Here is a 25,081-nt window from a genome sequence, read left to right on the forward strand (position 1 = left end):
CTGTTTCCCATGGAAACGACAACTCGCCGTTCCGCCGCGGTGCGTGACGGCCTCGGTGTGGGTCTGGCCGTGGGGTTGTCCGGTCTCGCGTTCGGCGCGGCGGCGATCACCGCCGGGCTCAGCGTGCCCCAGGCGTGCGTGCTGAGCCTGCTGGCCTTCACCGGCGCCTCGCAGTTCGCGCTGGCCGGGGCGATCGGCGCGGGCGGCGACCTGACGGCCGCGGCCGCGGGCGCGCTGCTGCTCGGCGGCCGCAACACCCTTTACGGCCTGCGCCTGGCCGACCTGCTGAACGTCCGCGGCCCGCGCCGGCTGCTGGCCGCCCACGGCGTGATCGACGAGACCACGGCCGTCACGCTGGCCCAGCCGGACGAGCCGTCGGCGCGCACCGGCTTCCTCACCACCTTCGCCAGCCTGTACGTCACCTGGAACCTCACCACCCTGGCCGGCGCGGTCGGCACGTCCTTCCTGGGCGACCCGCGGGTGCTCGGGCTCGACGCCGTGGGCCCGGCCACCTTCCTGGCCATCCTGTGGCCGCGGCTGGCCGGCAGCGGGCGGCTGCGGGTGCTGGCGGTGGCCGGGGCGGCGGTCGCGCTGGCGGCCAGCCCGTTCTTCCCGCCGGGCGTGCCGGTGCTGCTGTCGGCGGTCGCGGTGCTGGCGGTGATGGTGCGATGACGGTGTGGTGGGCGATCGTCGCGGTCTGCCTCGGCTGCTACGCGCTCAAGCTGGCCGGGCTGGCCGCGCCGCGCCGGGTGCTGGACCATCCGGCGGTGCGCAGGTTCGCCGAGCTGGTGCCCGTGGCGCTGCTGTCGGCGCTGATCGCGGTGCAGATGTTCACCGAGCAGGGCAGGCTCGCGTTCGACCCGGCGCGTACGGCGGGGCTGGTGGCGGCCGTGGTCGCCCTGGTGCTGCGGGCGCCGTTCCTGGTGATCCTGGCGGCGGCGGCCGTCGTCACCGCGCTTGCCCGGATGTTTCTTGGGTAGTCGCCGTGCATGTCCGATTCTGCGGGGATGGTCGGTGGCCGCTACCGGCTGCTCAGGACGATCGGCCAGGGCGGTATGGGAACCGTGTGGCAGGCGCACGACGAGGTGCTCGGCCGTGACGTGGCCGTCAAGGAGGTGCTGCCGCCGCCGGACCTGAGCGGCCCTGAGCGCGAGGTGTTCGCCGTGCGCACGTTCCGCGAGGCGCGGGCGGCCGGCCGGGTGGCGCATCCGGGGGTGGCGGCCGTCTACGACGTGCTGGAGGAGGGCGGGCATCCGTGGATCGTCATGCAGCTCGTGCACTCCCGTACCTTGGGCGAGACCATCCGCGCCGACGGCCCGCTGCCGCCGGCCAAGGTCGCCGCCATCGGGTTGCAACTGCTGGAGGCGCTGCGCGCCGCGCACGCGGCGGGCGTGCTGCACCGTGACGTCAAGCCCGACAACGTGCTGCTGACCGAGGACGGCCGGGCGGTGCTCACCGACTTCGGCATCGCCACCACCGAGGACGAGGCCCCCGTCACCAGGACCGGCATCCTCATCGGCACCCCCGCCTTCATGGCCCCGGAACGGGCGGCCGGCGGCCAGGCCAGGCCCGCCTCCGACCTGTGGTCGCTGGGCGTGACGCTGTACATGGCGGTCGAGGGCCACTCCCCCTTCCACCGGGACAACGCCCTGGCCACGCTCGGCGCGGTCATGCACGCCGAGCCGGAACCGCTGGCCCGCGCGGGCGTGCTCGCCCCCGTGCTGCTCGGGCTGCTGCGCAAGAACCCCGCGCAGCGCATGTCGCTGGAGGAGGCCGAGCAGCGGCTGAGACTGGTCCTGACCGGCGGGCCGCTGGAGCAGACCGGCCCGGTGCCGGTGCCCCCCATGGCCGTACGCCGTCCGCGCAGGACGCCGATCCTGGCCATCGCGGCGGGCGCGCTGCTCGTGGGCCTGGTCACCGGCGGCGCGGCCTGGTGGACGAAGCAGTCGGACCAGCCGGTGCAGGGCCGCGCCCCGACGATCCCGGCGGTCGTCACCCCGCCCGGCAGCGACGCCCCGACCGACGCCCCGACGGACGCGCCGAAGACCGCCGTCACCGACTCCGAGCCCGCCCCCGCGACCTCGCCTCCCTCGCGGTCCGCCGCGCCCCGGCGCAGCGCCCCCTCGCCCACCAGCGGTGAACGGACCAGCACCCCCGCGAAGTCCCCGGCGAAGAAGCCGACGCCGACCAGGTCGGCGGCCCAGCGGGACGAGCAGGAGGACAAGAAGGACGACGCCCCCTCCAGGACCCCCGGCCAGGTCGACCCGTCGCAGGACGGCGAGGAGTAGCGGCCGGCTCAGGTGTCGGCGGCGACGGCGTCGAGCGCCTTCTGCAGGTCCTCGGGGTAGTCGGTGCTGAAGGACATCCACTCGCCGGTGGCCGGGTGCTCGAAGCCGAGCGAGACCGCGTGCAACCACTGCCGGGTGACGCCCAGCCGGGCCGCGAGCGTGGGGTCGGCGCCGTAGAGCATGTCGCCGACGCAGGGGTGGCGCAGGGCCGACATGTGCACGCGGATCTGGTGCGTACGGCCGGTCTCCAGCTTGATGTCGAGCAGCGAGGCCGCCCGGAACGCCTCGATCGTGTCGTAGTGGGTGACCGACGGCTTGCCGCCCGCGACCACGGCGAACTTGCCCTCGCCCGAGGGGTGGCGGTCGATGGGCGCGTCGACGGTGCCCCTGAACGGGTCGGGGTGGCCCTGGACCAGCGCGTGGTAGCGCTTGTCGACCGTGCGTTCCTTGAAGGCCCGCTTCAGCGCCGAGTACGCGTGCTCGCTCTTGGCCACGGCCATCGCGCCCGTGGTGTTGGCGTCGAGCCGGTGGACGATGCCCTGCCGCTCGGCCGCGCCGCTGGTGGCGATCGTGTGGCCGGCGCCGAGCAGGCCGCCGATCACGGTCGGGCCGGTCCAGCCGACGGTGGGATGGGCGGCCACCCCGATCGGCTTGTTGACCACGATGATGTCGTCGTCCTCGTAGACGATCGTCATGCCGGGCACCGGCTCGGCCACCGGCATCGGCGTGCTGACCGGGGGCGGCAGCGTCACCTCCAGCCAGGCGCCGGCGTGCACGCGGTCGGACTTGGCCGGCTGCCCGCCGTCGACCTGCACCTCGCCGGCGGCGATCAGCTCGGCCGCGCGGGTGCGCGAGAAGCCGAACAGCCGCGAGATCGCCGCGTCGACGCGCTCGCCCTCCAGCCCGTCGGGGACGGGCAGACTCCGCCGCTCAGCCATCCTGGGGCTCCTTCCCGGTCCCCGCGGTGGTGTCGGTCTCCCTGGTGCCGTCGATCTGCACGTTGCGCCAGGCCAGCAGCACCGCCAGGATGCCGCCGCAGACGATCGCCGAGTCGGCGACGTTGAACACCGGGAAGTAGTCGATCACCGGGAAGTGCCCGGGCAGCACCTCGATGAAGTCCACGACGTGCCCCTGGAGCTGCGTCGAGCGGCCGAACCCCGACGGGTAGCGCAGCAGCCTGTCGGTCAGGTTGCCGAGCGCCCCGCCGAGGAGCAGCCCGAGGGTGATCGCCCACGGCAGGCTGTGGAGCTTGCGCGCGGTGCGCACGATCGCCACCACCACGCCCGCCGCGATGAACGTGAACACGAACGTCATCCCCGTGCCGATGCTGAACGCCGCGCCCGAGTTGAAGATCACCCGGAACTGCAGGACGTCCTGGAGGACGACGAGCGGCGCCTTGCCTTCGAGCGTTCGCAGCACGATCGTCTTGCTGATCAGGTCAGCCGCGTAGACGACGACCGCCAGCGAGGTGAGGATCGCGAGGAGACGTCCGCGTGGCCTGCCTAGCGGCGTTCCTCCTTCTGCTTGCAGGCCACGCACAGCGTCGCCCTCGGGAACGCCTGAAGACGTTCCTTGCCGATCGGCTTGTGGCACGATTCGCACACTCCATAGGTCCCTGCGTCGATCCTGGCGATCGCACGTTCGTTCTGCGCGACCAGATCGCGCGCATTCAGGGTAAGGGCGATCTCGCGTTCGCGCTCGTACGTCTTGGCGCCGGCGTCCGCCTGGTCGTCGCCCGCGCCCTGGGTCACGTCACCAGAGGCTATCTCCGACTCGTGGCGGAGGATGTCGGCCTCGAGCTCGTCGATCTCGGTCCGCAGCCGGCCGCGTACCTCGGCCAGCTCCTCTTCCGACCACATCGACGGTGTAGCGGTCTGCGTGACTGCCGCCATGGCTGCCTCCATGCTGATCAAGGCCGTGAATGGTGCGGGCAGCTTAGGATCCTCATAACGGAACGGCAAACGACCCGCCGGATGGTTTACCTCACCCGTACTATCCCGCCTCGCCCGTTCAACTCCTCCCCGGGGACGTCCATTCCCACAAATTTCCTCCTTGCCTACCAACGCCGCCGCCTGCGGGAGGAAACCTGGAAGTCTTCGGCTCCACTCTGCGTTATGGTTTGAGACTGCAAGGCGTTGATGGGGCCCCGCTGTGAGGGATATCACCCCGGAGCCGCCGGAAGAACGGCTCGGCAGAGCTCACTAGACCCGGCAGCAAGCGAATGAAGAGGGCCTCCTCCGGAGGCCAAGAAGGGTGGTACCGCGGAGCCGCGAGGCTTCGTCCCTTCGCGCACGCCACAACCGGCCGACGACGCGTGGAGGTCCCGCCCGACATGTCTTCCCCATCATTCCGCTCTCTTCCCGCGCAGGTCGACCTGCCCGCGCTCGAGCGCGAGGTCCTCGACCGCTGGCGGGACGGGAAGATCTTCGAGCGGTCCGTCGAGCAGAACGCCGGCAACCCCGCCTGGGTGTTCTACGAGGGCCCGCCCACCGCCAACGGCCTGCCCGGCGTGCACCACGTCGAGGCCAGGGTGTTCAAGGACCTGTTCCCGCGCTACAAGTCGATGCGCGGCTTCAGCGTCCCGCGCAAGGCCGGCTGGGACTGCCACGGCCTGCCCGTCGAGGTCGGCATCGAGCGTGAGCTGGGCCTGACCGGCAAGAAGGACATCGAGGACTACGGCATCGCCGAGTTCAACGCCAAGTGCCGCGAGTCGGTGCTGCGGCACGTCGACGCGTTCGAGCAGATGACCGAGCGCATGGGCTACTGGATCGACCTGTCCCAGGCGTACCGGACGATGGACCCGTCCTACATCGAGTCGGTCTGGTGGTCGCTGAAGGTCGTCTTCGACAAGGGGCTGCTGTTCCGCGACTTCCGCATCACGCCGTACTGCCCGCGCTGCGGCACCGGCCTGTCCGACCACGAGCTGGGCCAGCCGGGCGGCTACGAGAACGTCTCCAGCCCGTCGGTCTACGTGCGCATGCCCGTGACGTCCGGGCCGCTGGCCGAGCTGGGCGCGGCGCTGCTGATCTGGACCACCACGCCCTGGACGCTGGTGTCCAACACGGCCGTCGCCGTGCACCCCGACGTCACCTACGTCGCGGCCAGGACCGCGGACGGCGAGGTGCTGGTGGTGGCCGAGCCGCTGCTGTCCGTCCTCGGCGAGGACGTCACCGAGGTGGCCCGCTGCACGGGCCGCGAGCTGGAGCGCACCCGCTACAGCCGCCCCTTCGACCTGGTCGACATCCCCGGCGCCCACTACGTCGTGCTGGGCGACTACGTCACCGTCGAGGACGGCACCGGCCTGGTCCACCAGGCCCCCGCCTTCGGCGCCGACGACATGGCCGTCATCAAGCGGTACGACATGCCGATCGTCAACCCGATCGGCCCCGACGGCCGCTTCCTCGACGACGTCCCCATGGTCGGCGGCCGCTTCTTCAAGGACGCCGACGAGGAGCTCACCGAGGACCTGCGCCGGCGCGGCCTGCTGTACCGGGGCACGCACTTCGAGCACGCCTACCCCCACTGCTGGCGCTGCCACACCGCGCTGCTGTACTACGCGCTCCCGTCCTGGTACATCCGCACCACCGCGGTCAAGGACCAGATGTTGTCGGAGAACGCCAACACCAACTGGTTCCCCGAGACCATCAAGTGGGGCCGGTTCGGCGAGTGGCTGCGCAACAACGTCGACTGGTCGCTGTCGCGCTCGCGCTACTGGGGCACGCCGCTGCCGCTGTGGGTGTGCTCGGCCGACGAGAGCCACGTCACCTGTGTCGGCTCGCTGGCCGAGCTGGGCACGCTGGCCGGCCAGGACGTCTCCGCGCTCGACCCGCACCGCCCCTACGTCGACGACGTGACCTTCGACTGTCCCTTCTGCGGCGCGCTCGCCACCCGCGTGCCCGACGTCATCGACGCCTGGTACGACTCGGGCTCGATGCCGTTCGCGCAGTGGGGCGAGCACGGCAAGCCGGAGGGCGTCTACCCCGCGCAGTTCATCTGCGAGGCCACCGACCAGACCCGCGGCTGGTTCTACTCGCTGATGGCGGTCGGCACGCTGGTCTTCGGCCAGTCCTCCTACGAGAACGTGCTCTGCCTCGGCCTCATCCTGGCCGAGGACGGCCGCAAAATGAGCAAGCACCTGGGCAACATCCTGGAGCCGATCCCGCTGATGGACCAGCACGGCGCCGACGCGCTGCGCTGGTTCATGGCCTGCTCCGGATCGCCGTGGGCGGCCCGCCGGGTGGGGCACAACGCGCTGGAGGAGATCGTCCGCAAGGTCCTGCTGACCCTGTGGAACACCTCCTCCTTCTTCACCCTGTACGCCAACGCCGAGTCCTGGAGCCCGTCCGAGCCCGCTCCCCCGGCCGCCGAGCGTCCGCTGCTGGACCGCTGGGTGCTGGCCGAGCTGCACCGGACGGTCGCCGAGGTCACCGCGTCCCTGGACGAGTACGACACCCAGCGCGCCGGCCGCCGCCTGGCCGACTTCCTCGACGACCTGTCCAACTGGTACGTCCGCCGCTCCCGCCGCCGCTTCTGGCAGGGTTCGCGCGAGGCGTTCGCCACCCTGTACGAGTGCCTGGAGACGGTCACCCGGCTGATGGCGCCGATCACGCCGTTCGTCACCGACTACCTCTGGGACGTGCTGCGCGCGCCCGGCGCGCCCTCCTCGGTCCACCTGACCAGCTGGCCGCAGGTGCGCGAGGACCTGCTCGACCCGGCGCTGTCGGACCAGATGGCCCTGGTGCGCCGGCTGGTCGAGCTGGGCCGCTCGGCGCGCGCCTCCTCCGGCGTGAAGACGCGGCAGCCGCTGCGCCGGGCGCTGGTGGGCGCGCACGGCTGGCCGTCGCTGCCCGCCGAGCTGCGGGGGCTGGTGGCGGACGAGCTGAACGTCCAGGCCCTTGAGGACATGTCCGGATTCGACGCCGATCTCGTGTCGTACACGGTGAAGCCGAACTTCCGGGCGCTCGGGAAGCGGTTCGGGTCGCGTACCAAGCTGGTGGCCGCCGCGGTGACCGCCGCCGACGCCACCCGCGTGGCCCGCACGCTGCGTGGCGGCACCCCCGTCATGATCGAGGCGGACGAGCTGGGCGAGATCATGCTCGGCCCCGACGAGGTGATCGTCACCGAGCAGCCGCGCGCGGGCTGGGCCGTGGAGACCGGCGCCATCGGCACCGGCACCGGCGAGACCGTCGCCCTCGACCTGGAGCTGTCCGACGAGCTGCGCCGCGCGGGCCTGCTGCGCGAGGTGATCCGCCTGGTCCAGGAGGCCCGCAAGTCCTCCGGCCTGTCGATCACCGACCGCATCGACCTGTGGTGGACGGCCTCCTCGCCCGACCTGGCCGCCGCGCTGCGCTCCGGCGGCGGCACGGTCGCCGAGGAGGTCCTGGCCGCGTCCCTCACCGAGGGCGCCCAGGAGGACCTCCCGGCCCACCGCGACGAGGACCTGGGCCTGACGTTCCACCTCCGCCGCGCCTGACCCCGGCCTGCGCGGAGCCCTCGCTCCCGGACCGGCCCGCGGAGCCCTCGCTCCCGGACCGGTCGACGGCGTGGCGGGCACGGTCCGACCGGCCACCGCGCGGGGCGCCACCGATCACCTCGGTGGCGTCCCCGACGCGTGTGGCCGCCTCCTGCCGCGTGACGAAGGGATCCGGTCCCGTGCCGAGTCTGATCCGCCGTGCTTCCGCTCAGGTGTTCGTCGACGCGTCCACCGTCGATCTGACCGGCGAGGAGCTCGTGGCGGAGTTCGAGTGGGACATGACCGCGACGGGCCTCGTCCAGGCCGATCCTGGCGGTGACGGCGCGCGCGTCGTGTGCGGCCAGGAGATCGGCGACATCGGCGTCACCGCCGAACTGTGGGACGCCGCCCCGCCGTTGGCCGCCGACGACTGGCAGGACGTCGCCGAGGTGTCGGTGGCCTGGCGCTCCGCGTTCATGGACTTCGCGACGACGGGCGGCGGGGAGAACCCGGCCGCACAGCTGGAACTGCCCGGCCCCGGCGACTACCGGCTGCGCGTCCACGGACGCAACCGCGACGACGGCGACCCCCGGGACGACGACGCCCCCGTCGAGGAGTACCTGATCCAGGTGTGGCCCGCCCCCCAGGCCGGTCCCGTCACAGCCAAGTCCACCAGCCGGACGGCGGCCGCGTGGAGAGCGCGGTGAGCTCCGCCCGGTCGCGGGGGCGTTCGGGCCTTCCCGGCGGTACCTCGTCCAGAGAAGGGCGGACAAATGGCCAGATGGACGTGGACGTCCCTGAGCCCGGCCCGCCGGCGGATGCGCAGCGGGGCCGGGGTGGGCGGGTGTTACTCGGCCGGGTCGCGGTCGTGCTGGCACACCGGGCAGCTGGTCAGGCCGGCGTCCTCGGCCTCGGGGATCGTCATGGTCTCCACGCCCGTCTCCCCCGCGCCCCTGATCAGTGGGCAGGTGGCGCTGTGGTAGCGACGGGTGCCGGTGATGACCTTGACCGTCCTTGAGCTCCCGCCGGGCCCGGACGTGCCGCCGGTCTCGCCCTTCGAGCCCTCGCCCGTGTTGCCGGGCTTGCCGCCGGACGTCTCGCCCTTCGCCGCGCTCTCCTTGCCGGCGGCCGTGCCGGGCTTGGCGTCCTTGCCCTCGGCCTTCGGCGCCGGGGCGGCCGTTCCCGCCGGACGGGCGGAAGGGGCCGGCGCAGCCCCAGAAGGCCGCTCGGACGCCCCGGCAGCCCCACCCGAGGATTCCGGCTGCACAGGCAGCCCGGAGGCCGTCACGCGAGGCTGCGGCGCCGTGTCGGGATCGGACATGTCGTCGCCGTCGTCGGCGGACGCTTCGGCGGGCCGTCCGGGCCGCTCAGCAGCCGGCGCGGGCCGGTCGATGGGGCGGTCAGCAGTCGGCGCGGGCCGGTCGGCGGGCCGGTCAGCAGCCGGCGCTGGCCGGTCGGCGGGCCGGTCGGTGGGCGACGGCCGGGCGGCCGAGGACGGCTTGCCCGGCTTGCTCTCAACCGCCGGCTTGCCGGAAACAGCCGCCTCACCGCCCGTCTGCCCTGAAGCCGCCGCACCCGCACCGGGCTTGGCGGGAGCCGCGCCCTTGGCCGACGAAGCCGGAGCCTCACCCTCAACCGCCCCAACAGCCGACGGCTTCTCGGACGGGCTCTTGGGCGCGCTCTTGGACGGGCCAGGGGCCGGCGAACTCGTGGAGGCCGCAGTCGTGGAGGCCGCAGCAGGGCTCGAAGGGGCGGCCGACGGGCCCTTGGCGTCGTCCGGCGAAGGCGAAGAGGGACGCGCGGGCCGCTCGCGCTCCGACGGCGGCCGGAAGTAGGAAGTCTGGATCTCCCCCTGCTCGTCGTCCGGACCGGCCTCGGAATCGGGCGCGGCGGCGGAGGAGGGGGACTTGGCCGGGTCGCTCGCCTGCGCGGCGGCGGCCGGACGGCCGAACCACCCGGTGGCGCCCTCCTCGCGGGGGGCGGCGGGCTCCGGGGTGGGGGTGGAAGCCTTCGTGTCGGGCTTCGGCGGTACGACCGGCGGGCGCAGGTCCCGGGTCTCCGCGGAGGTCTCGGCCCGGCTCTCCGCCACGGCGGAGGGGGTGGCACCGGGGCCGGGGGCGACGACGGGCTCGGGGTCGGCGGCAGGCGGCAACTGCCGTCCGCCGAGCGCGGCGTCCGGAAGGCACGTGGTGCAGGGCGTGAAGCCCTCCTCGCGTGCCTCCTCGTGGGTGAGCTCCTCGTGATCCCGTCCGGCCAGCTGGCGGCAGCCCGGCACGTGGTATCTCTTGCGGCCCGGGATCACCAGCACGATCGCGTCCGGCGAGATGCCGCTCGCCGCGGGGCGGCGAGGCGCGGAGGCCGGAACGGCGGTCCGCTGAAGCGTCTGCGGGTGCGGATGCGGGTGGGGTTGTGGCCGCGGGTGCGGCTGGGGCCCGGCAGGACCGGTCTGGTTGTACGGCAGGCCGGGCGGCGGGAGCGGGGCCGGAGGGGTGGCCGGCGCAGCGGCCCGCCCACCACCGGGAAACAGCTCGTGACGCCGCAGCAACGCCCCGATCACCAGGAACAGCGCGGACAGCACGCTGACCACGATGGACCACATGATCAGGAACGGCTTAGCCAGTACGAAGCCCGCGATCAGCAGCACGACCGCCGCGAGCACCAAACCAGCACTGATAAGGATCACAGGGGGCTCTTTCGAGTGACAGGTCCTAGTGACCCGTTACTTTACCGGCGGTCGTTGTGCGGACCGTCGCCGCCGGGGAAGGCGCCCTGCGGAGCCTCGCCGCCGAACGGGTTGGGGCCACCGGGAAGAGGCTGCTGACCACCCTGGGGAACCGCGTGCGACATGGCGGGAGCCTGACCCTGCGGACCGGACATGACCGGGAACCCGCCGCTGCCCTCCGCGGAGACGTTGAGCTCGGCGAGCTGGTTCTCCAGGTAGAGCTTGAGGCGGCTGCGGTATTCGCGCTCGAAGCTGCGCAGCTCCTCGACCTTGCGCTCGAGCTCGTCGCGGGTCTGGACCAGCGAGCCCATCGCCTGGCGGTGGCGCTCCTGCGCGTCGCGCTCGAGCGTCTCGGCGCGGGCACGGGCGTCGCCGATGACCTGCTCGGCCTGGCGGCGGGCCTTGGTGAGGATCTCGTCGGCCTCACGGCGGGCGCGGGTCACCGTCTCGTCCGCCTCCCGGCGGGCGTCGGCGATCGCCTGGTCGGCGGTCTGCTGGGCGAGGGCCAGCACGCGGGCCGCGGTGTCCATGTTGTCCTCGGCGGGAGGCATGCTCATGGCCACGGGCTGCGGCTCGGGGGCGCGCATCGGCTGCGGCTCGGGGGCCCGCATGGGCTCCGGCTGCGGCGGCGCCATCATCTCCGGCTTCGGCTGCTCCTGGACGGGCGCGGAGGCCATGGGCATGCCCATGCCGCCCGGCACCTTCCCACGCAGGCACTCGGCCAGTTTGGCGCGTAGCTCCTCGTTCTCTTGGATCAGGCGGTCGAGCTCAGCCTCCACCTCGTCGAGGAAGGCATCGACCTCCTCCTCGTCGTAGCCCGGCCGCAGCCGGGTGGTACTGAACTGCTTGTTCCGCACATCAGCGGGCGTCAGCGGCATTTTTTGGTCTCCTTGGCGCGCTTGGAGTCTGTCCGGAGGGACGGTGAACCCGAATCACTTCAGCGCGGACACGAGTTGGATCACGACCGGCCACCCCACCAGCCCGCCTCACCGGCCGCCCAGTGACCCAGCGATCTGGATCAAGATCAGAACGACGATGAACAGGACAGTGAAGCTTAGGTCAAAGGCCACCGTACCCAACCGGAGCGGAGGAATGAAACGGCGGAGGAATTTGAGAGGTGGGTCTGTCGCGGTGTACGTGGCCTCCGCCAGCACCAGCACGACCCCGGAAGGCCGCCACTGCCGGGCGAACGCCTGCACCGTCTCAAAGATCATCCTGCCGATGAGCAGTACCAAATACAGAGACAGGACTACGACCAAGATCCCACTCACGATCTCCACGGCCCGGCCGCGCCTCCACTTCTGGTGTGCCCTCCCGGCCGCGCGTGGACCCGGTTGGGTGCGATGGACATACAGAGACTCTAACTCTGGTTGAAGAACCCGCGTTCCGCGATTCGGGCCTTGTCCTCGGCGGTCACCTCGACATTGGCAGGGGACAACAGGAACACCTTGTTGGTAACACGTTCAATGCTTCCATGTAGGCCGAAGACCAGACCTGCCGCGAAATCCACGAGCCGCTTCGCGTCGCTGTCAACCATTTCGGTCAGATTCATGATGACCGGGGTGCCGTCGCGGAAGTGCTCTCCGATGGTTCGGGCCTCGTTGTAGGTCCGGGGATGGAGGGTCGTGATGCGCGCCAGGTCGGTCGTACGGCGCTCCAGGATCGTCGTGGCGGGCCTGGGCGCGGGGACCCCGGAGTCGGCCTCCTCGTCGCGGTCCTGGACCGCCACGGGCCGTTCCTCGCCGGTCCGCTGGACATCGTCGTCGTAGGCGTACTCGTCGGTGTAGGTCTCGTACCTCTCGTAGCGGTCGTCCTCCACGAGACCGAGGTAGACCGCCATCTTGCGCATCGCGCCGGCCATCGCTACGTCGTCCTCCTGCTCATGGTCGCACTGGCTCGGACCCGTCGCCGGGGCCGAGGCGGCAGCCGTACCCCCTTGGAGCTCACCGCGGATCGACCTCTACTTGATCATGGGCCTGAAGACCCACTTGAGGGGACATTACCTGACGAAGGGCTTGCGACGGCCGAGCAACGCCGTACCGATCCGCACGTGTGTCGCACCGTACGCGACCGCCTCGTCGAGGTCCTGGCTCATGCCCGCGGAGACCATCGTGGCCCGCGGATGCTGCTCCTGGACGCGGGTCGCGACCTCGCGCAGCACGGCGAACGCGCGGCCGGGCTCCACCCCCAGCGGGGCGACCGCCATGACGCCGCCCAGCCACACCCCGTCGGCCAGCGCCACCTCGTCGGCCAGCGCGAGCACGTCGGCGGGCCGGGCGCCGCCCCTGGAGGGGTCGTCGTCGAGCGCCACCTGGATCAGGCAGCCGACCTTGCGACCCTGCCGCACGGCCTCCTTGCTGATCGCCTCCAGCAGCCGGAGGCGGTCGAGCGAGTGGATCACGTCGGCGTACCCGACGACGGACCGCACCTTGTTGGTCTGCAGCTGGCCGACGAAGTGCCAGGTCAGCGGCAGGCCGGCCAGCTCGTGCGCCTTGGGCGCGGCCTCCTGGTCGCGGTTCTCGCCGACGTCGCGCACACCCAGCTCGCACAGGATGCGCACGTCTTCGGCCGGTCTGGTCTTGGTGACCGCGATCAGGGTGACCTCGCCGCGGTCGCGGCCCACCGCGTGGCAGGCCGCGCCGATGCGGGCCTCGATCTCGGTGAGACCGGCCGCGATCTCGTCCCTCCGCACGCCTGCCTCCCTCTCCCTGCCTCCATCGCCTCGCAGTTCGGCCTGCACGCCGTACGCCACGATGGCCCCCTTTCCGTGCCGCGGGTCGGATCCCGGCACACACGACGGCGCCGCTCCCGGATGCCTGCGGGGAGCGGCGGTGGGTGGTGAGCTACTTGAGGAAGTCGGGGACGTCGAGCTCCTCCTCCTGCTCCTCGAAGATCACCCGAGGACGTTTGGGAGGCTCCGACATGCGGGAGGTGATGGGCGTGGGCGGGTTGGCCGGTTCGGGCGTGGGCCTCGGGATGGAGACCGGGGCCTGCGGCTCGTCGTCGCCGAGTGCGGCGACGGGCTCGGCGGGCTGGACCGACTCCACCGGGCGCACCGGCTCCGGACGCGGCTCCGGGCGGGACTCGGGACGCGGCTCCGGCCTGAACTCGCGCGGCTCCGGACGCGGCTCGGGGCGCGGCTCGGGCCTGAACTCCTGCCGGGGCTCCGCCCTGAACTCCTGGCGCGGCTCGGGCCTGAACTCCTGGCGCGGCTCCGGCCGCAGCTCGGCACGCGGCTCAGGACGCGGCTCCGGCCTCGGCTCAGGGCGCGGCGCGGGCGGCTCGGACTTCACGCTGGGCGAAGCCGGGACCCCGGGCCGCAGTGCCGAGGACGACACCGGCGCCGCGGGCTGCGCGGCCGGCCGGGCCGCGGGCCTGGGCAGCGGCTTCTCGACCGGCGGCGGCACGTCGTCGAAGCCCGCCGCGATCACGGTGACCCGCACCTCGTCGCCGAGCGCGTCGTCGATGACCGTGCCGAAGATGATGTTGGCGTCGGGCGCGGCGGCCATCGAGACGAGCTGGGCCGCCTCGTTGATCTCGAACAGGCCGAGGTCGGAGCCGCCCGCGATCGACAGCAGCACGCCGTGGGCGCCGTCGATGCTCGCCTCCAGCAGCGGGCTGGAGACCGCCATCTCGGCGGCGGCGACCGACCGGTCGTCGCCGCGCGCGTGGCCGATGCCCATGAGCGCCGAGCCCGCACCCGACATGACCGACTTGACGTCGGCGAAGTCGAGGTTGATCAGGCCGGGCGTGGTGATCAGGTCGGTGATGCCCTGGACACCGGACAGCAGCACCTGGTCGGCCGCCTTGAACGCGTCGAGCACGCTCACCTGGCGGTCGGAGATCGACAGCAGCCGGTCGTTGGGGATCACGATGAGGGTGTCGACCTCGTCGCGCAGTGTCTCGATGCCGGCCTCGGCCTGCGAGGCGCGACGCCGTCCCTCGAAGCTGAAGGGCCGGGTCACCACGCCGATCGTCAGCGCGCCGAGCGAGCGGGCGATGTTGGCCACGACCGGCGCGCCGCCGGTGCCCGTGCCGCCGCCCTCGCCGGCCGTGACGAAGACCATGTCGGCCCCCTTGAGGACCTCCTCGATCTCCTCACGGTGGTCTTCGGCCGCCTTGCGCCCCACGTCGGGGTTGGCTCCGGCGCCCAGTCCGCGCGTGAGCTCGCGGCCCACGTCGAGTTTCACATCGGCGTCACTCATCAGCAGCGCCTGGGCGTCGGTGTTTATGGCGATGAACTCGACGCCCTTGAGTCCCTCTTCGATCATCCGGTTGACGGCGTTCACTCCGCCGCCGCCGATGCCGACGACCTTGATGACCGCGAGGTAGTTCTGCGGTGCTGCCACGACGAGGGGCCTTTCCGCTCGTTGACTTGCCATTTCGGTGCGGATCGTCTCCGCTTTTTCTCAGTTTTCGTAACTCTCAACCTCAGGTTGAGATTTAGATTTATGTCAACCTGAGGATTGATACGGACAGTAGGAGGCCCCTACCAGGCGGGTCAACTAACCGCGCCGCAAGCACGTCCGGCGTGTCGCGGGCTGTCCGATTCGCTCCGGAGTCGCGCCTGGTCGGGGCCTTCCTGTGCCGAAGCTCCGATCTACAGGCTCTCACGCCGCGACCCCCACCTCGCACAGGCACGCGATGCCCTTGCCACGGAGTTGCCAGACCCTGACACTCGTGATCACTTCAAGGTGACGACGTCGGGAGAGCTGACGTCGTACAGGGTGGCCTTGCGGCTCAGGAGCGAGACCAGGATGCGGCCTTTCTCCTGCGGCCTGTCGGCCCCGCCCCACAGGACGGTACGGCCGTCGGACAGCTCCAGCGTCACGCCCTCGGCCGAGGCGGCGCGCACCTGACGGACCTTGCCCGCCACCACGGGCGGCAACGCCTGGACGACCTGGAGCGCCGCCATGGTCGCCGGGTCACCGGCGGCCGGCCGGTCGACCTTGAGCAACGGCAGCATGAACGGCGACGTGTCCTTGACCTCGATCACCACGCCCTGCTTGTCGACCACCGCGAACCGGCCGCCCGCGGGGATCACCGCGACCGGCTCGCGCTCGACCACCTCGATCCTGAGCGTGCCCGGCCACACCCGGTCGACCTTCGCCGTCGCGAGCTGCCGGATGCCGAGCACGCGCGCCTGGACGTCGGCCAGGTCGACCGTGGCCAGCGGGTGCAGGTCGGGCACGGCGGCCTGCTGCTTGATGCGCTCGCTGGTGACTGTGAGATTTCCCACGATCTCGATCGACCGCACGCCCAGCACCGGCGAGAAGAACACCAGCCAGGCGGCCGAGCCGACCACCCCCGCCGTCAACAGCACCAGGAACGCGTTACGCGCCTTCATCGCCCTCCTCGCACGCCGGCTTCGAACGTACGCCGCCGGACCGCCCGGCGCCCGCCCGCCACGCCCGCACGGCTCAGGACAGGCGCGCCACGAGCTGCGGCCCGAGCTCGGTCACGTCGCCCGCCCCCATCGTGAGCACGATGTCACCCGGACGCGCCCGCCCGGCCACCAGGTCGGGCACCGCCGCCCGGTCGGGGGCGTAGGCCACCCGCTCGGCGGGCAGCGGCACGCGCCCGGCCACCATCGCGCCGGACACGCCGGGCTCGGGGTCCTCCCGCGCGCCGTAGACGTCGAGCACGATGACCTCGTCGGCCAGCCCGAGCGCGGCGCCGAACTCGTCGGCGAAGAACCGGGTGCGCGAGTACAGGTGGGGCTGGAAGATCGCGATGACCCGGCCGGTGCCCGAGTAGGAGGCCACGACGTCGCGCGCGGCCCGCAGGTCGGCGGCCAGCTCGGTCGGGTGGTGGGCGTAGCTGTCGAACACCGCGACGCCGCCCGCCTCGCCCTTGGCCTCGAAGCGCCGCTTGGCCCCCGTGAAGGCCGCCAGGCCGTCTCTGATGTCCTCGAACGCCAGCCCCAGCTCGTCGGCCACGGCGATGGCGGCGGTGGCGTTGAGGGCGTTGTGCGCCCCGGGGACGGCCAGCCGCACGTCTCCCCTGCCCTCGATGGAGAAGACCGTGCCGAAGCCGTCGGGGCGCACGCCGGTCACCCGGTAGTCCTCGCCCCGCTCGCCGTAGGTCCTGACCCGCAGCCCGCGCTCGCGCGCCCGCCCGGCCAGCTCGGCGGCGCCCGGGTCGTCGGCGCAGACGATGAGCAGCGAGCCCACCCGGTCGGCGAAGCGGGCGAAGCTGTCGTGCACCGCGCGCGGGTCGCCGTAGTTGTCGAGGTGGTCGGCCTCGACGTTGGTCACCACGGCGATGTCGGGGGCCAGCATGAGGAAGGAGCCGTCGCTCTCGTCGGCCTCGGCCACGAACACCCGGCCCGCGCCCTCGTCGGCGCCCAGCCCGGTGGTGACGAGCTGGCCGCCCACGCAGTAGGACGGCTCGGCGCCGCACTTCTGCAGCGCCACGGTCAGCATGGAGGTGGTGGTGGTCTTGCCGTGGGTGCCGGCGATGGCCACGCCGGTGCGGCCGCCCATCACCGAGGCCAGCGCGGCGGCCCGCGGGATGATCCGCAGGCCCTGCCTGAGCGCCTCGCCCAGCTCGGGGTTGGAGTCGCGGATGGCGGTGGAGACGACCACGGTGTCGACGTCCCGGATGTGCGAGGCGGCGTGCCCGATGTGCACGGTCGCGCCCAGCTCGCGCAGCTCGGTCACCAGCTCGGAGCTGCGCGCGTCGCTTCCGGTGACGCGGACGCCGCGCTTGAGCAGGATGCGGGCGATGCCCGACATGCCCGCGCCGCCGATGCCGATGAAGTGCACGCGGCCGAGGTCTTCGACGGCTACGGGATCGACCAGCTTGACGAGACTCATCGGGCTATCTCCAACACTTTCCTGGCAAGCATGATATCGGCGTCCTTGCGCCCCAGCCGGGAGGCGGCCTCCGACATGACGGCGACCCGTTCGGGGTCGTGGAGCATGGGCAGCACGTTCTGGATGATCCAATCGGGTGACAGGTCGGCGTCGCCGACCATCAGGCCGCCGCCGCCGCGCACGACGCGCTCGGCGTTGACGGTCTGCTCGCCGTTGCCGTGCGGCAGCGGCACGTACGCGGCCGGCAGCCCCACGGCTGTCAGCTCGGCGCAGGTCAGGGCCCCGCTGCGGCACAGCGCGACGTCGGCGGCGGCGTAGGCGAGGTCCATGCGGTCGACGTAGGGCAGCAGCACGTACTGGGGGTCGCCGGGCGGCGGCTCGTGCTCGACGGTGTTGTTCAGGCCGAGCACGTGGAGCACCTGGATGCCGGCCCCGCGCAGCACCGGCGCGGCGGCCAGCGCGGCCTCGTTGAGCGACCTGGCGCCCTGCGAGCCGCCGAACACCAGCAGCGTGGGCCGGTCGTTCTCCAGCCCGAACCAGGAGCGCGCCTTGTCGCCGGTGGACAGCCGGTCGAGGGTGACGATCTCGCGGCGCAGCGGGGTGCCGATGAACTCGGCCTTGGGCAGCGCGGCGTCGGGGAAGCCGGTGAAGACGTGGTCGGTCAGCCGGGCGCCCAGCCGGTTGGCCAGACCGGGACGGGGATTGGCCTCGTGGACGACGATCGGCAGGCCCTTGCGCTTGGCCGCCAGGTAGGCGGGCGTGGCGACGTAGCCGCCGAACCCGACCAGGATGTCGGCGCCGACCCGGTCGAGCACGCCCGACACGGCGTTGATCGCCCCGGCCAGCCGGCCCGGCACGGTCAGCAGGCTCGGGGTGATCGCCCTGGGCAGCGGCACGGCCGGCACCAGTTCGAGATCGTAGCCCCTGGCGGGCACGAGCCGCGTCTCCAGGCCGCGCTCGGTGCCCACGCAGGTGATGCCGACGCTCCGGTCAAGATGGCGCAGCGCGTCCGCAAGGGCGAGCGCGGGCTCGATGTGCCCGGCCGTCCCCCCACCGGCGAGGACCACCCTCATCTCGGTCACTCCCTAACGTCTCACTCGGCCTCTGGACGTACCCCCCAGGCCCAGCCAGCTTAGGCCCCGTGCGGCGGGTCCGGGGCCACGCGCGGCCAAGGCTTCGCGCGCGCCGGGCTCGCGTTTGGCGAACGACAGCAGGATGCCCAGTGCGGCGAGCGTGGGGAGCAGGGACGATCCGCCGTAGGAGACCAGCGGCAGCGGGATGCCGGTGATGGGCAGCACGCCGAGCACGGCGCCCATGTTGACGGTCGCCTGCCCGACGATCCAGGCCACCATGGCGGCCGCGGCCAGGCGGACGAAGCCGTCGTTGACCCGGACCGCGACCCGCAGCCCCGCGTAGCCGAGCAGGCCGAACAGCGCCACCACGATCAGCGTGCCCATCAGGCCCAGCTCCTCGCCGAGGATGGCGAAGATGAAGTCGCTCTCGCCGTGGGGCAGCCAGCTCCACTTCTGGCGGCTGCTGCCCAGGCCGAGCCCGAACCAGCCGCCCGAGCCCATCGCGATCTGCCCCTGCACGGCCTGGTAGCCGGCGCCCTGGGCGTCGGCCCACGGGTCGAGGAAGGCCCCGATGCGCGCCATCCGGTACGGCTCCACCTTGATCATGATGACCGCGGCCAGCACCGCCAGCGCGAGGATGCCGCCGAACAGCTTGACCGGCGCCCCCACCACCCACAGCAGCGCCAGGAAGATCATGAAGAGCACGAGGGTGGTGCCCAGGTCGCGGCCGAGCAGGACCATGACGACCAGGATCGCGGTGCCGGGCATGAGCGGGATCAGCATCTGCCGCCACTCGATCCGGCCCTGCCTGGCCCGCCTGGCCAGCAGGTCGGCCCCCCACAGCACGAGCGCCAGCTTGGCCGGCTCCGACGGCTGGAGGGTGAACGGGCCGAGGTAGATCCACCGCTGCGCGCCCAGCTCGGACTCGCCGATGAACAGCACCATGACCAGCGCCAGCACCGCCAGCGCCATGAGCGGGTAGCCCGCCCAGCGGAAGAACTTCGGCGGCAGGCGCGAGCAGGCGTACATCACGGGCACGCCGACGCCGGCCGACAACGACTGCTTGATGAACCACGAGAACGGGTTGCCGGTCTTCTGCTGGGCCTCGATCGCGGAGGCCGACAACACCATCATGAGCCCGAGCGCGAGCAGCAGCGCGCTGCACATGATGATCAGGTAGTAGGTCGTCAGCGGCTTGTCGAGCAGTTCCTTCAGCACGGCGCGCTGCTCGCGGACCCAGCTGGCCGGGCCCTCCTGGGCCTTGGACCGGGCGGGCTCGCCGGCGGCCGGACGGGCGCCGGCGGTGCCGGTGCTACTGCTCACGCCGCCGCCTCAGCTCGTGGACGGCACGGGCGAAGGCCTCCCCTCGTGCCGGGTAGCCGGGGAACATGTCGAGCGAGGCGCCCGCTGGGGAGAGCAGCACGGTGTCCCCGGGGGAGGCCAGGCGCGCGGCTTCGGTGACGACGGTGTCCATCACACCAGTGTCTTGGCCCGGGATGTCCACGACGGGGACATTCGGCGCGTGTCGCGCGAGTGCTTCGGCGATCGCCGCGCGGTCGGCGCCCAGCAGCACCGCGCCGCGCAGCCGGGACGCCGCCCGCCGGACCAGGTCGTCGACGTCGGCGCCCTTGAGCTGACCGCCCGCCACCCACACGATCGAGGGGTAGGCGCTCAGCGCGGCCGCGGCGGCGTGCGGGTTGGTGGCCTTGGAGTCGTCGACGTAGTCGACGTCGCCGACCCGGTCGACGTGGGCCAGGCGGTGGGGGTCGGGCTTGAAGGCGCGCAGGCCCAGCCGCACGGCCTCGGACGGGACGCCGAGCGAGCGGGCCAGGGCGGCGGCGGCCAGGGCGTTGGCCACGTTGTGGGGAGCCAGGGGCCGGATGTCGGCGAAGGTGGCCAGCTCTTCGGCCGCCTCGACCGGGTCCTCCACGAACGCCCGGTCGACCAGCAGGTCCTCGACCACGCCGAGCTGGCCGCTGCGCGGCGCCCGCAGCGTGAAGCCGACGGCGCCCTCGTACGGCTCGGCCAGGCGGGCGCACTCGGGGTCGTCGGCGTTGTAGATCACGGTGCCGGCGCGTTCGTAGATGCGGCCCTTGGCGGCGGCGTACTCGGCCATGGAGCCGTGCCAGTCGAGGTGGTCGGGGGCGATGTTCAGGATCGCCGCGGCGTGCGGGGCCAGGCTGCTGGACCAGTGGAGCTGGAAACTCGACAGCTCGACGGCCAGGGCGTCGTACGGCTCGGCGACGGCTTGGACGACCGGGACGCCCACGTTCCCCACGGCCAGGGCGTCGAGCCCGGCGGCCTGGAGGATCGAGGTGAGCATGCGCACGGCCGTGGTCTTGCCGTTGGTGCCGGTCAGCGCGAGCCAGGGGGCGGCGTGCGAGGGGCGCAGCCGCCAGGCCAGCTCCACCTCGCCGACGACCTCGACGCCGGCCGCCAGCGCGGCGGCCACCAGCGGGTGGTGCGGGGCCCAGCCGGTGGTGACGAGCCTGGTCGTGCCCTCGGGCAGCACCATCTCGCCGAACCTGGTCTCGACCCCGGCGCGGGCCAGCTCGGCCGCGGCGGCCAGCTGCCGCTCACCCTCCACGGCCTCCACGACCACGACCCGCTCGCCGCGCGCGGCCAGCGCCCCGGCCACCGCGGTGCCGGAGACGCCGAGCCCGGCCACGCACGTCAACGTCATGGCTTGGGCATCCACTCGACGTAGAACAGCCCGAGCCCGAGCGCCGCGCAGAGCCCGGCGATCAGCCAGAACCGCACCACGATCGTGGTCTCGGCCCAGCCCTTCAGCTCGAAGTGGTGTTGCAGCGGCGCCATCCTGAACACCCGTTTCCCGGTCATCTTGAAGAACCCGACCTGGATGATGACGGACGCCGTGATGATCACGCACAGCCCGGCCAGGATGATCAGCAGGAGCTGCGTACGGGTGGCGATGGCCAGGCCGGCCAGCACGCCGCCCAGGGCCAGCGAGCCGGTGTCGCCCATGAAGATCTTCGCCGGCGGGGCGTTCCACCACAGGAACCCGACCAGCGCCCCCAGCACGGCCGCGGCCACCACCGACAGGTCGAGCGGGTCGCGCACCCAGTAGCAGTTGGGCCCGAGCTGGTCGATGCAGTTGTTGCGGAGCTGCCAGTTGCCGATCAGCACGTACGCGCCGAGCACGACGCCGGTCGCGCCGCTGGCCAGGCCGTCGAGGCCGTCGGTGAGGTTCACGGCGTTGGAGAACCCGACGATCATGAACAGCACCCAGATGGTGAAGCCGACGATGCCGATCGAGGGGCCGATGTCGCGCAGGAACGACAGCCGGGTCTCGGCGGGGGTGATGCCGTAGACGTTGGGCTGGCGGGTGATCAGCACGGCGAACACGGCGCCGACGACGAGCTGGCCCAGGGCCTTGGCGCCGCTGCGCAGGCCCAGGCTGCGCTGCTTGTAGATCTTGATGAAGTCGTCGAGGAAGCCGACCGCGCCGAGGCCGGTCATCAGGAACAGCACGAGCATGCCCGACACCGTCGGCGGCGACAGCGTGGCCAGGTGGGAGCCGCCGTAGGCCAGCAGCGCGGCCAGCACGAAGACGATGCCGCCCATGGTCGGGGTGCCGCGTTTGCCCAGGTGGGCCTGCACTCCCTCCTCGCGGATCTCCTGGCCGTAGCCGCGCCGCGAGAACAGCCTGATCGCCAAGGGGGTCCCCAGCATCGACAGGACCAGGCCCACCGCGCCGGCGATGACGATGTTGATCACTGAGCGGCACCTCCGAGAAGGAGCTCCGCCGTGCGTTCCAGGCCCATCGCGCGGGGGCCCTTGACGAGCACCGCGTCGCCGGGGCGCAGCAGGCCGGCCAGTGCGGCCGCCGCTGCCTCGGCATCAGGGACGTGTACGATCCGGGTCATCTGGGGAGCATATGGCCCTTCGCCACCTGGCGGTCCCGCGGCGGCCGAGGCCGCCTCGTTCGCGCCCTCCAGCACCGGGCCCGCGTCGGGACCGACGACGACCAGGCCCGTCAGGCCCGAACCGCCCGCCAGCCGCCCCAGTTCGGCGTTGAGCGCCGCGCTCTCCTCGCCCAGCTCGCGCAGCGCCGCGATGACCGCGAACCGCCGCCGCTGCTGCCCCATCACGCCGAACATGTCGAACGCGGCCCGCATCGAGTCGGGGTTGGCGTTGTAGGCGTCGTTGACCACCGTGACGCCGTCGGGCCGGTCGGTGACCTCCATGCGCCAGCGGCTGCGCGGCGTGGCCTCCGACAGCTCCTCGGCGATCGTGGCGACCGGCAGGCCCAGCTCGTAGGCCGCGGCGGCGGCGGCCAGGGCGTTCTCCACCGCGTGGGCGCCGTAGAGCTGGAGCGTGACCGGCGCGGCCCCGGACGGGGTGCGCAACGTGAACGAGGCGCGCCCGCGCCCGTCGACCGTCTCCTGCTCGGCCCTGATGGCCGCGCCCTCGCCGCGCCCGAAGTACGTGACGCGCGCGTCGGTGCGCGCGGCCATCTGCGACACCAGCGGGTCGTCGGCGTTGAGCACCGCCACCCCGGTGCGCGGCAGCGCCTCCACCAGCTCGCCCTTGGCCTTGGCGATGGCCTCCTTGCCGCCGAACACGCCGAGGTGGGCGGTGCCGACGTTGAGCACCACGCCGATCGTCGGCGGCGCGATGCGGGTGAGGTCCGCGATGTGGCCGATGTTGCGGGCGGCCAGTTCGAGCACCATGAACCGGGTGTCGACGTCGGCGCGCAGCACGGTCAGCGGGTGGCCGAGCTCGTTGTTGAAGCTGCCGACGGGCGCGATGGTCGGGCCCATCCGGCCGGCCAGCCTGGCCAGCAGGTCTTTGGTGCTGGTCTTGCCCGCCGAGCCGGTCACGCCGATCACGGTGGCCTGCGGCAGCGCGGCGGCCTGGGCGGCGGCCAGCGCGGCCAGCGCGACCGCGGCGTCGGGGACGATCACCGCCGGCGCGTCGACCGGCCTGGAGGCCAGGACGGCGACCGCTCCGGCCCGGATCGCCTGCGCGGCGTAGTCGTGGCCGTCGACCCGCTCGCCGGCGAGGGCGACGAACAGCGATCCCGGCTCCACCGCGCGTGAGTCGATCACTACGGGCCCGCGCACCACGGCGCGGGGGTCTGCCATGCCCGACAGGGCGCCCGAGGTTATCTCGGCGATCCTGGCCAGCGGCAACGGGATCATCGGTGCTTCCTGCTTTCCTTGCGTGCGTCGATCGCTTCGGCGACCACTTCGCGGTCGTCGAACGGGATCACTTCGCCTGAGACGTACTGGCCCTGCTCGTGACCCTTGCCCGCGACGACGATCACGTCACCGCGGCCGGCCCGGCCGACGGCCAGGTCGATCGCGGCCGCACGGTCGGGCTCAATGATCACATGGGCGCGGTCGCGGGGCGGAACGCCGAGCGCTCCCTCCATCATCGCGGCCAGGATGGCGAGCGGATCCTCCGAGCGCGGGTTGTCGTTGGTGAAAATCGCCACATCGGCCAGCCGGGCGGCGATCTCGCCCATGAGCGGGCGTTTGCCGGTGTCGCGGTCGCCGCCGCAGCCCAGCACGATCGTCAGCGTGCCCGCGGTCACCTCCCGCAGCGAGCGCAGCACCGACTCCACGGCGCCCGGCTTGTGGGAGTAGTCCACGAGCGCCTGGAACTCCTCCTCGGCGGAGGTGATGCGCTGCATGCGCCCAGGCACCCCGGTGAGGCTGCCCACGCCGTGCACGGCGGTCTGGAGCGGCACCCCCGACTCCACCAGGCAGACGATCGCGCCGAGCGCGTTGGCGACGTTGAAGGGGCCGGGCAGCGAGATCTGCGCGTCGGCCTCGACCCCGCCAGGACCGGCCACCCGGAACGCGCTGCCGTCGGCGCCGAGCCGGACCTCCAGGGCCCGCCACTCCGCCTCCGGGTCGCCGAGCGCCGAGAACGTCGTCATCGGCACCTTGGCCCGGTGCAGCAGCTCCCGGCCGTGCGGGTCGTCGATGTTGGTCACGCCGACGCGGCTCAGCTCGGGCTGGAACAGCCTGGCCTTGGTGGCGAAGTAGTCCTCGAAGTCCTTGTGGAAGTCGAGGTGGTCCTGGGAGAGGTTGGTGAACAGCGCGACGTCGTAGAAGATGCCGTCGACCCGGCCGAGCGCCAGCGCGTGACTGGAGACCTCCATGGTGGCCGCGGTGACCCCCTGCTCGCGCATCAGCGCGAACAGGGCGTGCAGCTGCGGGGCCTCCGGCGTGGTCAGCGTGGGCTCGAAGCGGAGGTCTCCGGCGGCGATCTCGACGCCGCCGACCAGGCCCGTCGTGTGGCCGGCCGCCCGCAGGCCGGCCTCCACCATGAAGGTGGTGGTGGACTTGCCGCTGGTGCCTGTCACCCCGATGACCTGGACGTCGTGGGCCGGCTGGCCGTAGACCCAGGAGGAGACCTGCCCGAGCAGCGCGCGCGGGTCGGGCACGATCAGCACCGGCAGGCCGGTGGCCACGGCGGCCTCCCGCCCGGCCGGGTCGGTGAGGACGGCCACGGCTCCGCGCGCCATCGCCTCGGCGGCGAAGGTCGCGCCGTGCACGCGGTTGCCCGGCAGCGCCACGTAGAGATCGCCGCGCTGCACGGCGCGGGAATCGATGGTGACGCCGGTCAGGGCGGCATGAGGCGACCTCGACGTGCCGGAATCGGCGTCGAGCATGGTCGCGAGCCCGGTCAGCGGACGGGGCGGGCTGGTCTTGGGACGCATAGACGACGGGGGACGCACGGCGAGAGCGTACCTT

At 72.4% G+C, this 25,081-nt stretch carries 22 protein-coding genes; 5 read left to right on the forward strand and 17 right to left on the reverse strand.

Features of this window, described 5'->3' with window-relative positions:
- Positions 1-9: 9 nt before the first annotated feature.
- Genes AB0J76_RS25590 through AB0J76_RS25600 form a run of 3 tightly spaced genes read left to right on the forward strand, consistent with a single transcriptional unit; the run spans position 10 to position 2,288 of the window.
- Positions 10-672, forward strand: coding sequence for an AzlC family ABC transporter permease (locus tag AB0J76_RS25590; RefSeq protein WP_352324912.1), 663 nt, complete (start codon positions 10-12; stop codon positions 670-672).
- Complete coding sequence (locus AB0J76_RS25595; protein WP_352324911.1) at positions 669-980, forward strand: AzlD domain-containing protein; 312 nt, start codon at positions 669-671, stop codon at positions 978-980. Before AB0J76_RS25590 ends, AB0J76_RS25595 begins: the two co-directional genes overlap by 4 nt.
- Before the next feature lie 9 nt (positions 981-989).
- Positions 990-2,288, forward strand: a complete 1,299-nt coding sequence (locus AB0J76_RS25600; RefSeq protein ID WP_352324910.1) for a protein kinase — start codon at positions 990-992, stop codon at positions 2,286-2,288.
- An 8-nt stretch (positions 2,289-2,296) separates the two neighbouring features.
- Here AB0J76_RS25600 and AB0J76_RS25605 read toward each other — a convergent pair whose 3' ends face one another.
- From AB0J76_RS25605 to AB0J76_RS25615, 3 genes are read right to left on the reverse strand one after another with little or no spacing between them, the layout of a single operon-like run.
- Positions 2,297-3,226 (reverse strand): RluA family pseudouridine synthase, encoded by a 930-nt coding sequence (locus AB0J76_RS25605; protein WP_352324908.1) that lies wholly within the window; start codon positions 3,224-3,226, stop codon positions 2,297-2,299.
- Entirely contained in the window at positions 3,219-3,764 is a 546-nt protein-coding gene (lspA, locus tag AB0J76_RS25610; protein WP_352324927.1) for a signal peptidase II, read from the reverse strand. Before lspA ends, AB0J76_RS25605 begins: the two co-directional genes overlap by 8 nt.
- A gap of 26 nt (positions 3,765-3,790) precedes the next feature.
- The gene (locus tag AB0J76_RS25615) at positions 3,791-4,192 is read right to left on the reverse strand and encodes a TraR/DksA C4-type zinc finger protein (protein ID WP_352324926.1); all 402 of its coding nucleotides are present in this window, start codon (positions 4,190-4,192) and stop codon (positions 3,791-3,793) included.
- Positions 4,193-4,620: 428 nt separating this feature from the next.
- On the opposite strand from AB0J76_RS25615, the gene ileS reads away from it, so the two are divergent.
- Entirely contained in the window at positions 4,621-7,761 is a 3,141-nt protein-coding gene (gene ileS / locus AB0J76_RS25620; protein ID WP_364390657.1) for an isoleucine--tRNA ligase, read from the forward strand.
- A gap of 179 nt (positions 7,762-7,940) precedes the next feature.
- Entirely contained in the window at positions 7,941-8,447 is a 507-nt protein-coding gene (locus tag AB0J76_RS25625; RefSeq protein WP_352325078.1) for a hypothetical protein, read from the forward strand.
- A gap of 140 nt (positions 8,448-8,587) precedes the next feature.
- Here AB0J76_RS25625 and AB0J76_RS25630 read toward each other — a convergent pair whose 3' ends face one another.
- The 14 genes from AB0J76_RS25630 to AB0J76_RS25695 form a co-directional block, all read right to left on the reverse strand.
- Positions 8,588-10,402, reverse strand: a complete 1,815-nt coding sequence (locus AB0J76_RS25630) for a hypothetical protein (protein ID WP_352325077.1) — start codon at positions 10,400-10,402, stop codon at positions 8,588-8,590.
- A 62-nt stretch (positions 10,403-10,464) separates the two neighbouring features.
- Positions 10,465-11,340: a DivIVA domain-containing protein gene (locus AB0J76_RS25635; RefSeq protein WP_352325076.1), complete on the reverse strand. Its 876-nt coding sequence runs from the start codon at positions 11,338-11,340 to the stop codon at positions 10,465-10,467.
- Positions 11,341-11,448: 108 nt separating this feature from the next.
- Complete coding sequence (locus AB0J76_RS25640) at positions 11,449-11,742, reverse strand: YggT family protein (RefSeq protein WP_125630468.1); 294 nt, start codon at positions 11,740-11,742, stop codon at positions 11,449-11,451.
- Between the two features lie 80 nt (positions 11,743-11,822).
- The gene (sepF, locus tag AB0J76_RS25645) at positions 11,823-12,323 is read right to left on the reverse strand and encodes a cell division protein SepF (RefSeq protein ID WP_125630470.1); all 501 of its coding nucleotides are present in this window, start codon (positions 12,321-12,323) and stop codon (positions 11,823-11,825) included.
- A 138-nt stretch (positions 12,324-12,461) separates the two neighbouring features.
- Positions 12,462-13,154 carry a YggS family pyridoxal phosphate-dependent enzyme gene (locus AB0J76_RS25650; protein WP_352325075.1) on the reverse strand — a complete coding sequence of 231 codons (693 nt, stop codon included), beginning with the start codon at positions 13,152-13,154 and terminating at the stop codon, positions 12,462-12,464.
- Between the two features lie 151 nt (positions 13,155-13,305).
- Entirely contained in the window at positions 13,306-14,811 is a 1,506-nt protein-coding gene (gene ftsZ, locus AB0J76_RS25655) for a cell division protein FtsZ (RefSeq protein WP_352325074.1), read from the reverse strand.
- Between the two features lie 335 nt (positions 14,812-15,146).
- Positions 15,147-15,809, reverse strand: a complete 663-nt coding sequence (locus AB0J76_RS25660) for an FtsQ-type POTRA domain-containing protein (protein ID WP_352325073.1) — start codon at positions 15,807-15,809, stop codon at positions 15,147-15,149.
- Between the two features lie 73 nt (positions 15,810-15,882).
- A complete protein-coding gene (murC, locus tag AB0J76_RS25665; RefSeq protein WP_352325071.1) occupies positions 15,883-17,280 on the reverse strand; it encodes a UDP-N-acetylmuramate--L-alanine ligase in 1,398 nt (465 codons plus the stop codon).
- On the reverse strand, positions 17,277-18,353 hold the full coding sequence (gene murG / locus AB0J76_RS25670) for an undecaprenyldiphospho-muramoylpentapeptide beta-N-acetylglucosaminyltransferase (RefSeq protein WP_352325070.1): 1,077 nt from the start codon (positions 18,351-18,353) through the stop codon (positions 17,277-17,279). The genes murC and murG overlap by 4 nt, the downstream gene beginning before the upstream one ends.
- Positions 18,354-18,365: 12 nt before the next feature.
- A complete protein-coding gene (gene ftsW / locus AB0J76_RS25675) occupies positions 18,366-19,571 on the reverse strand; it encodes a putative lipid II flippase FtsW (protein WP_352325082.1) in 1,206 nt (401 codons plus the stop codon).
- Between the two features lie 94 nt (positions 19,572-19,665).
- Positions 19,666-21,036, reverse strand: a complete 1,371-nt coding sequence (gene murD / locus AB0J76_RS25680) for a UDP-N-acetylmuramoyl-L-alanine--D-glutamate ligase (protein WP_352325069.1) — start codon at positions 21,034-21,036, stop codon at positions 19,666-19,668.
- The gene (mraY, locus tag AB0J76_RS25685) at positions 21,033-22,091 is read right to left on the reverse strand and encodes a phospho-N-acetylmuramoyl-pentapeptide-transferase (RefSeq protein WP_352325068.1); all 1,059 of its coding nucleotides are present in this window, start codon (positions 22,089-22,091) and stop codon (positions 21,033-21,035) included. Before mraY ends, murD begins: the two co-directional genes overlap by 4 nt.
- Positions 22,088-23,518: a UDP-N-acetylmuramoyl-tripeptide--D-alanyl-D-alanine ligase gene (gene murF / locus AB0J76_RS25690; RefSeq protein ID WP_352325067.1), complete on the reverse strand. Its 1,431-nt coding sequence runs from the start codon at positions 23,516-23,518 to the stop codon at positions 22,088-22,090. Before murF ends, mraY begins: the two co-directional genes overlap by 4 nt.
- Entirely contained in the window at positions 23,515-25,047 is a 1,533-nt protein-coding gene (locus AB0J76_RS25695; RefSeq protein ID WP_352325066.1) for a UDP-N-acetylmuramoyl-L-alanyl-D-glutamate--2,6-diaminopimelate ligase, read from the reverse strand. Before AB0J76_RS25695 ends, murF begins: the two co-directional genes overlap by 4 nt.
- Positions 25,048-25,081 lie beyond the last annotated feature (34 nt).

The organism is Nonomuraea sp. NPDC049624 (assembly GCF_040675255.1).
GTDB lineage: Bacteria > Actinomycetota > Actinomycetes > Streptosporangiales > Streptosporangiaceae > Nonomuraea.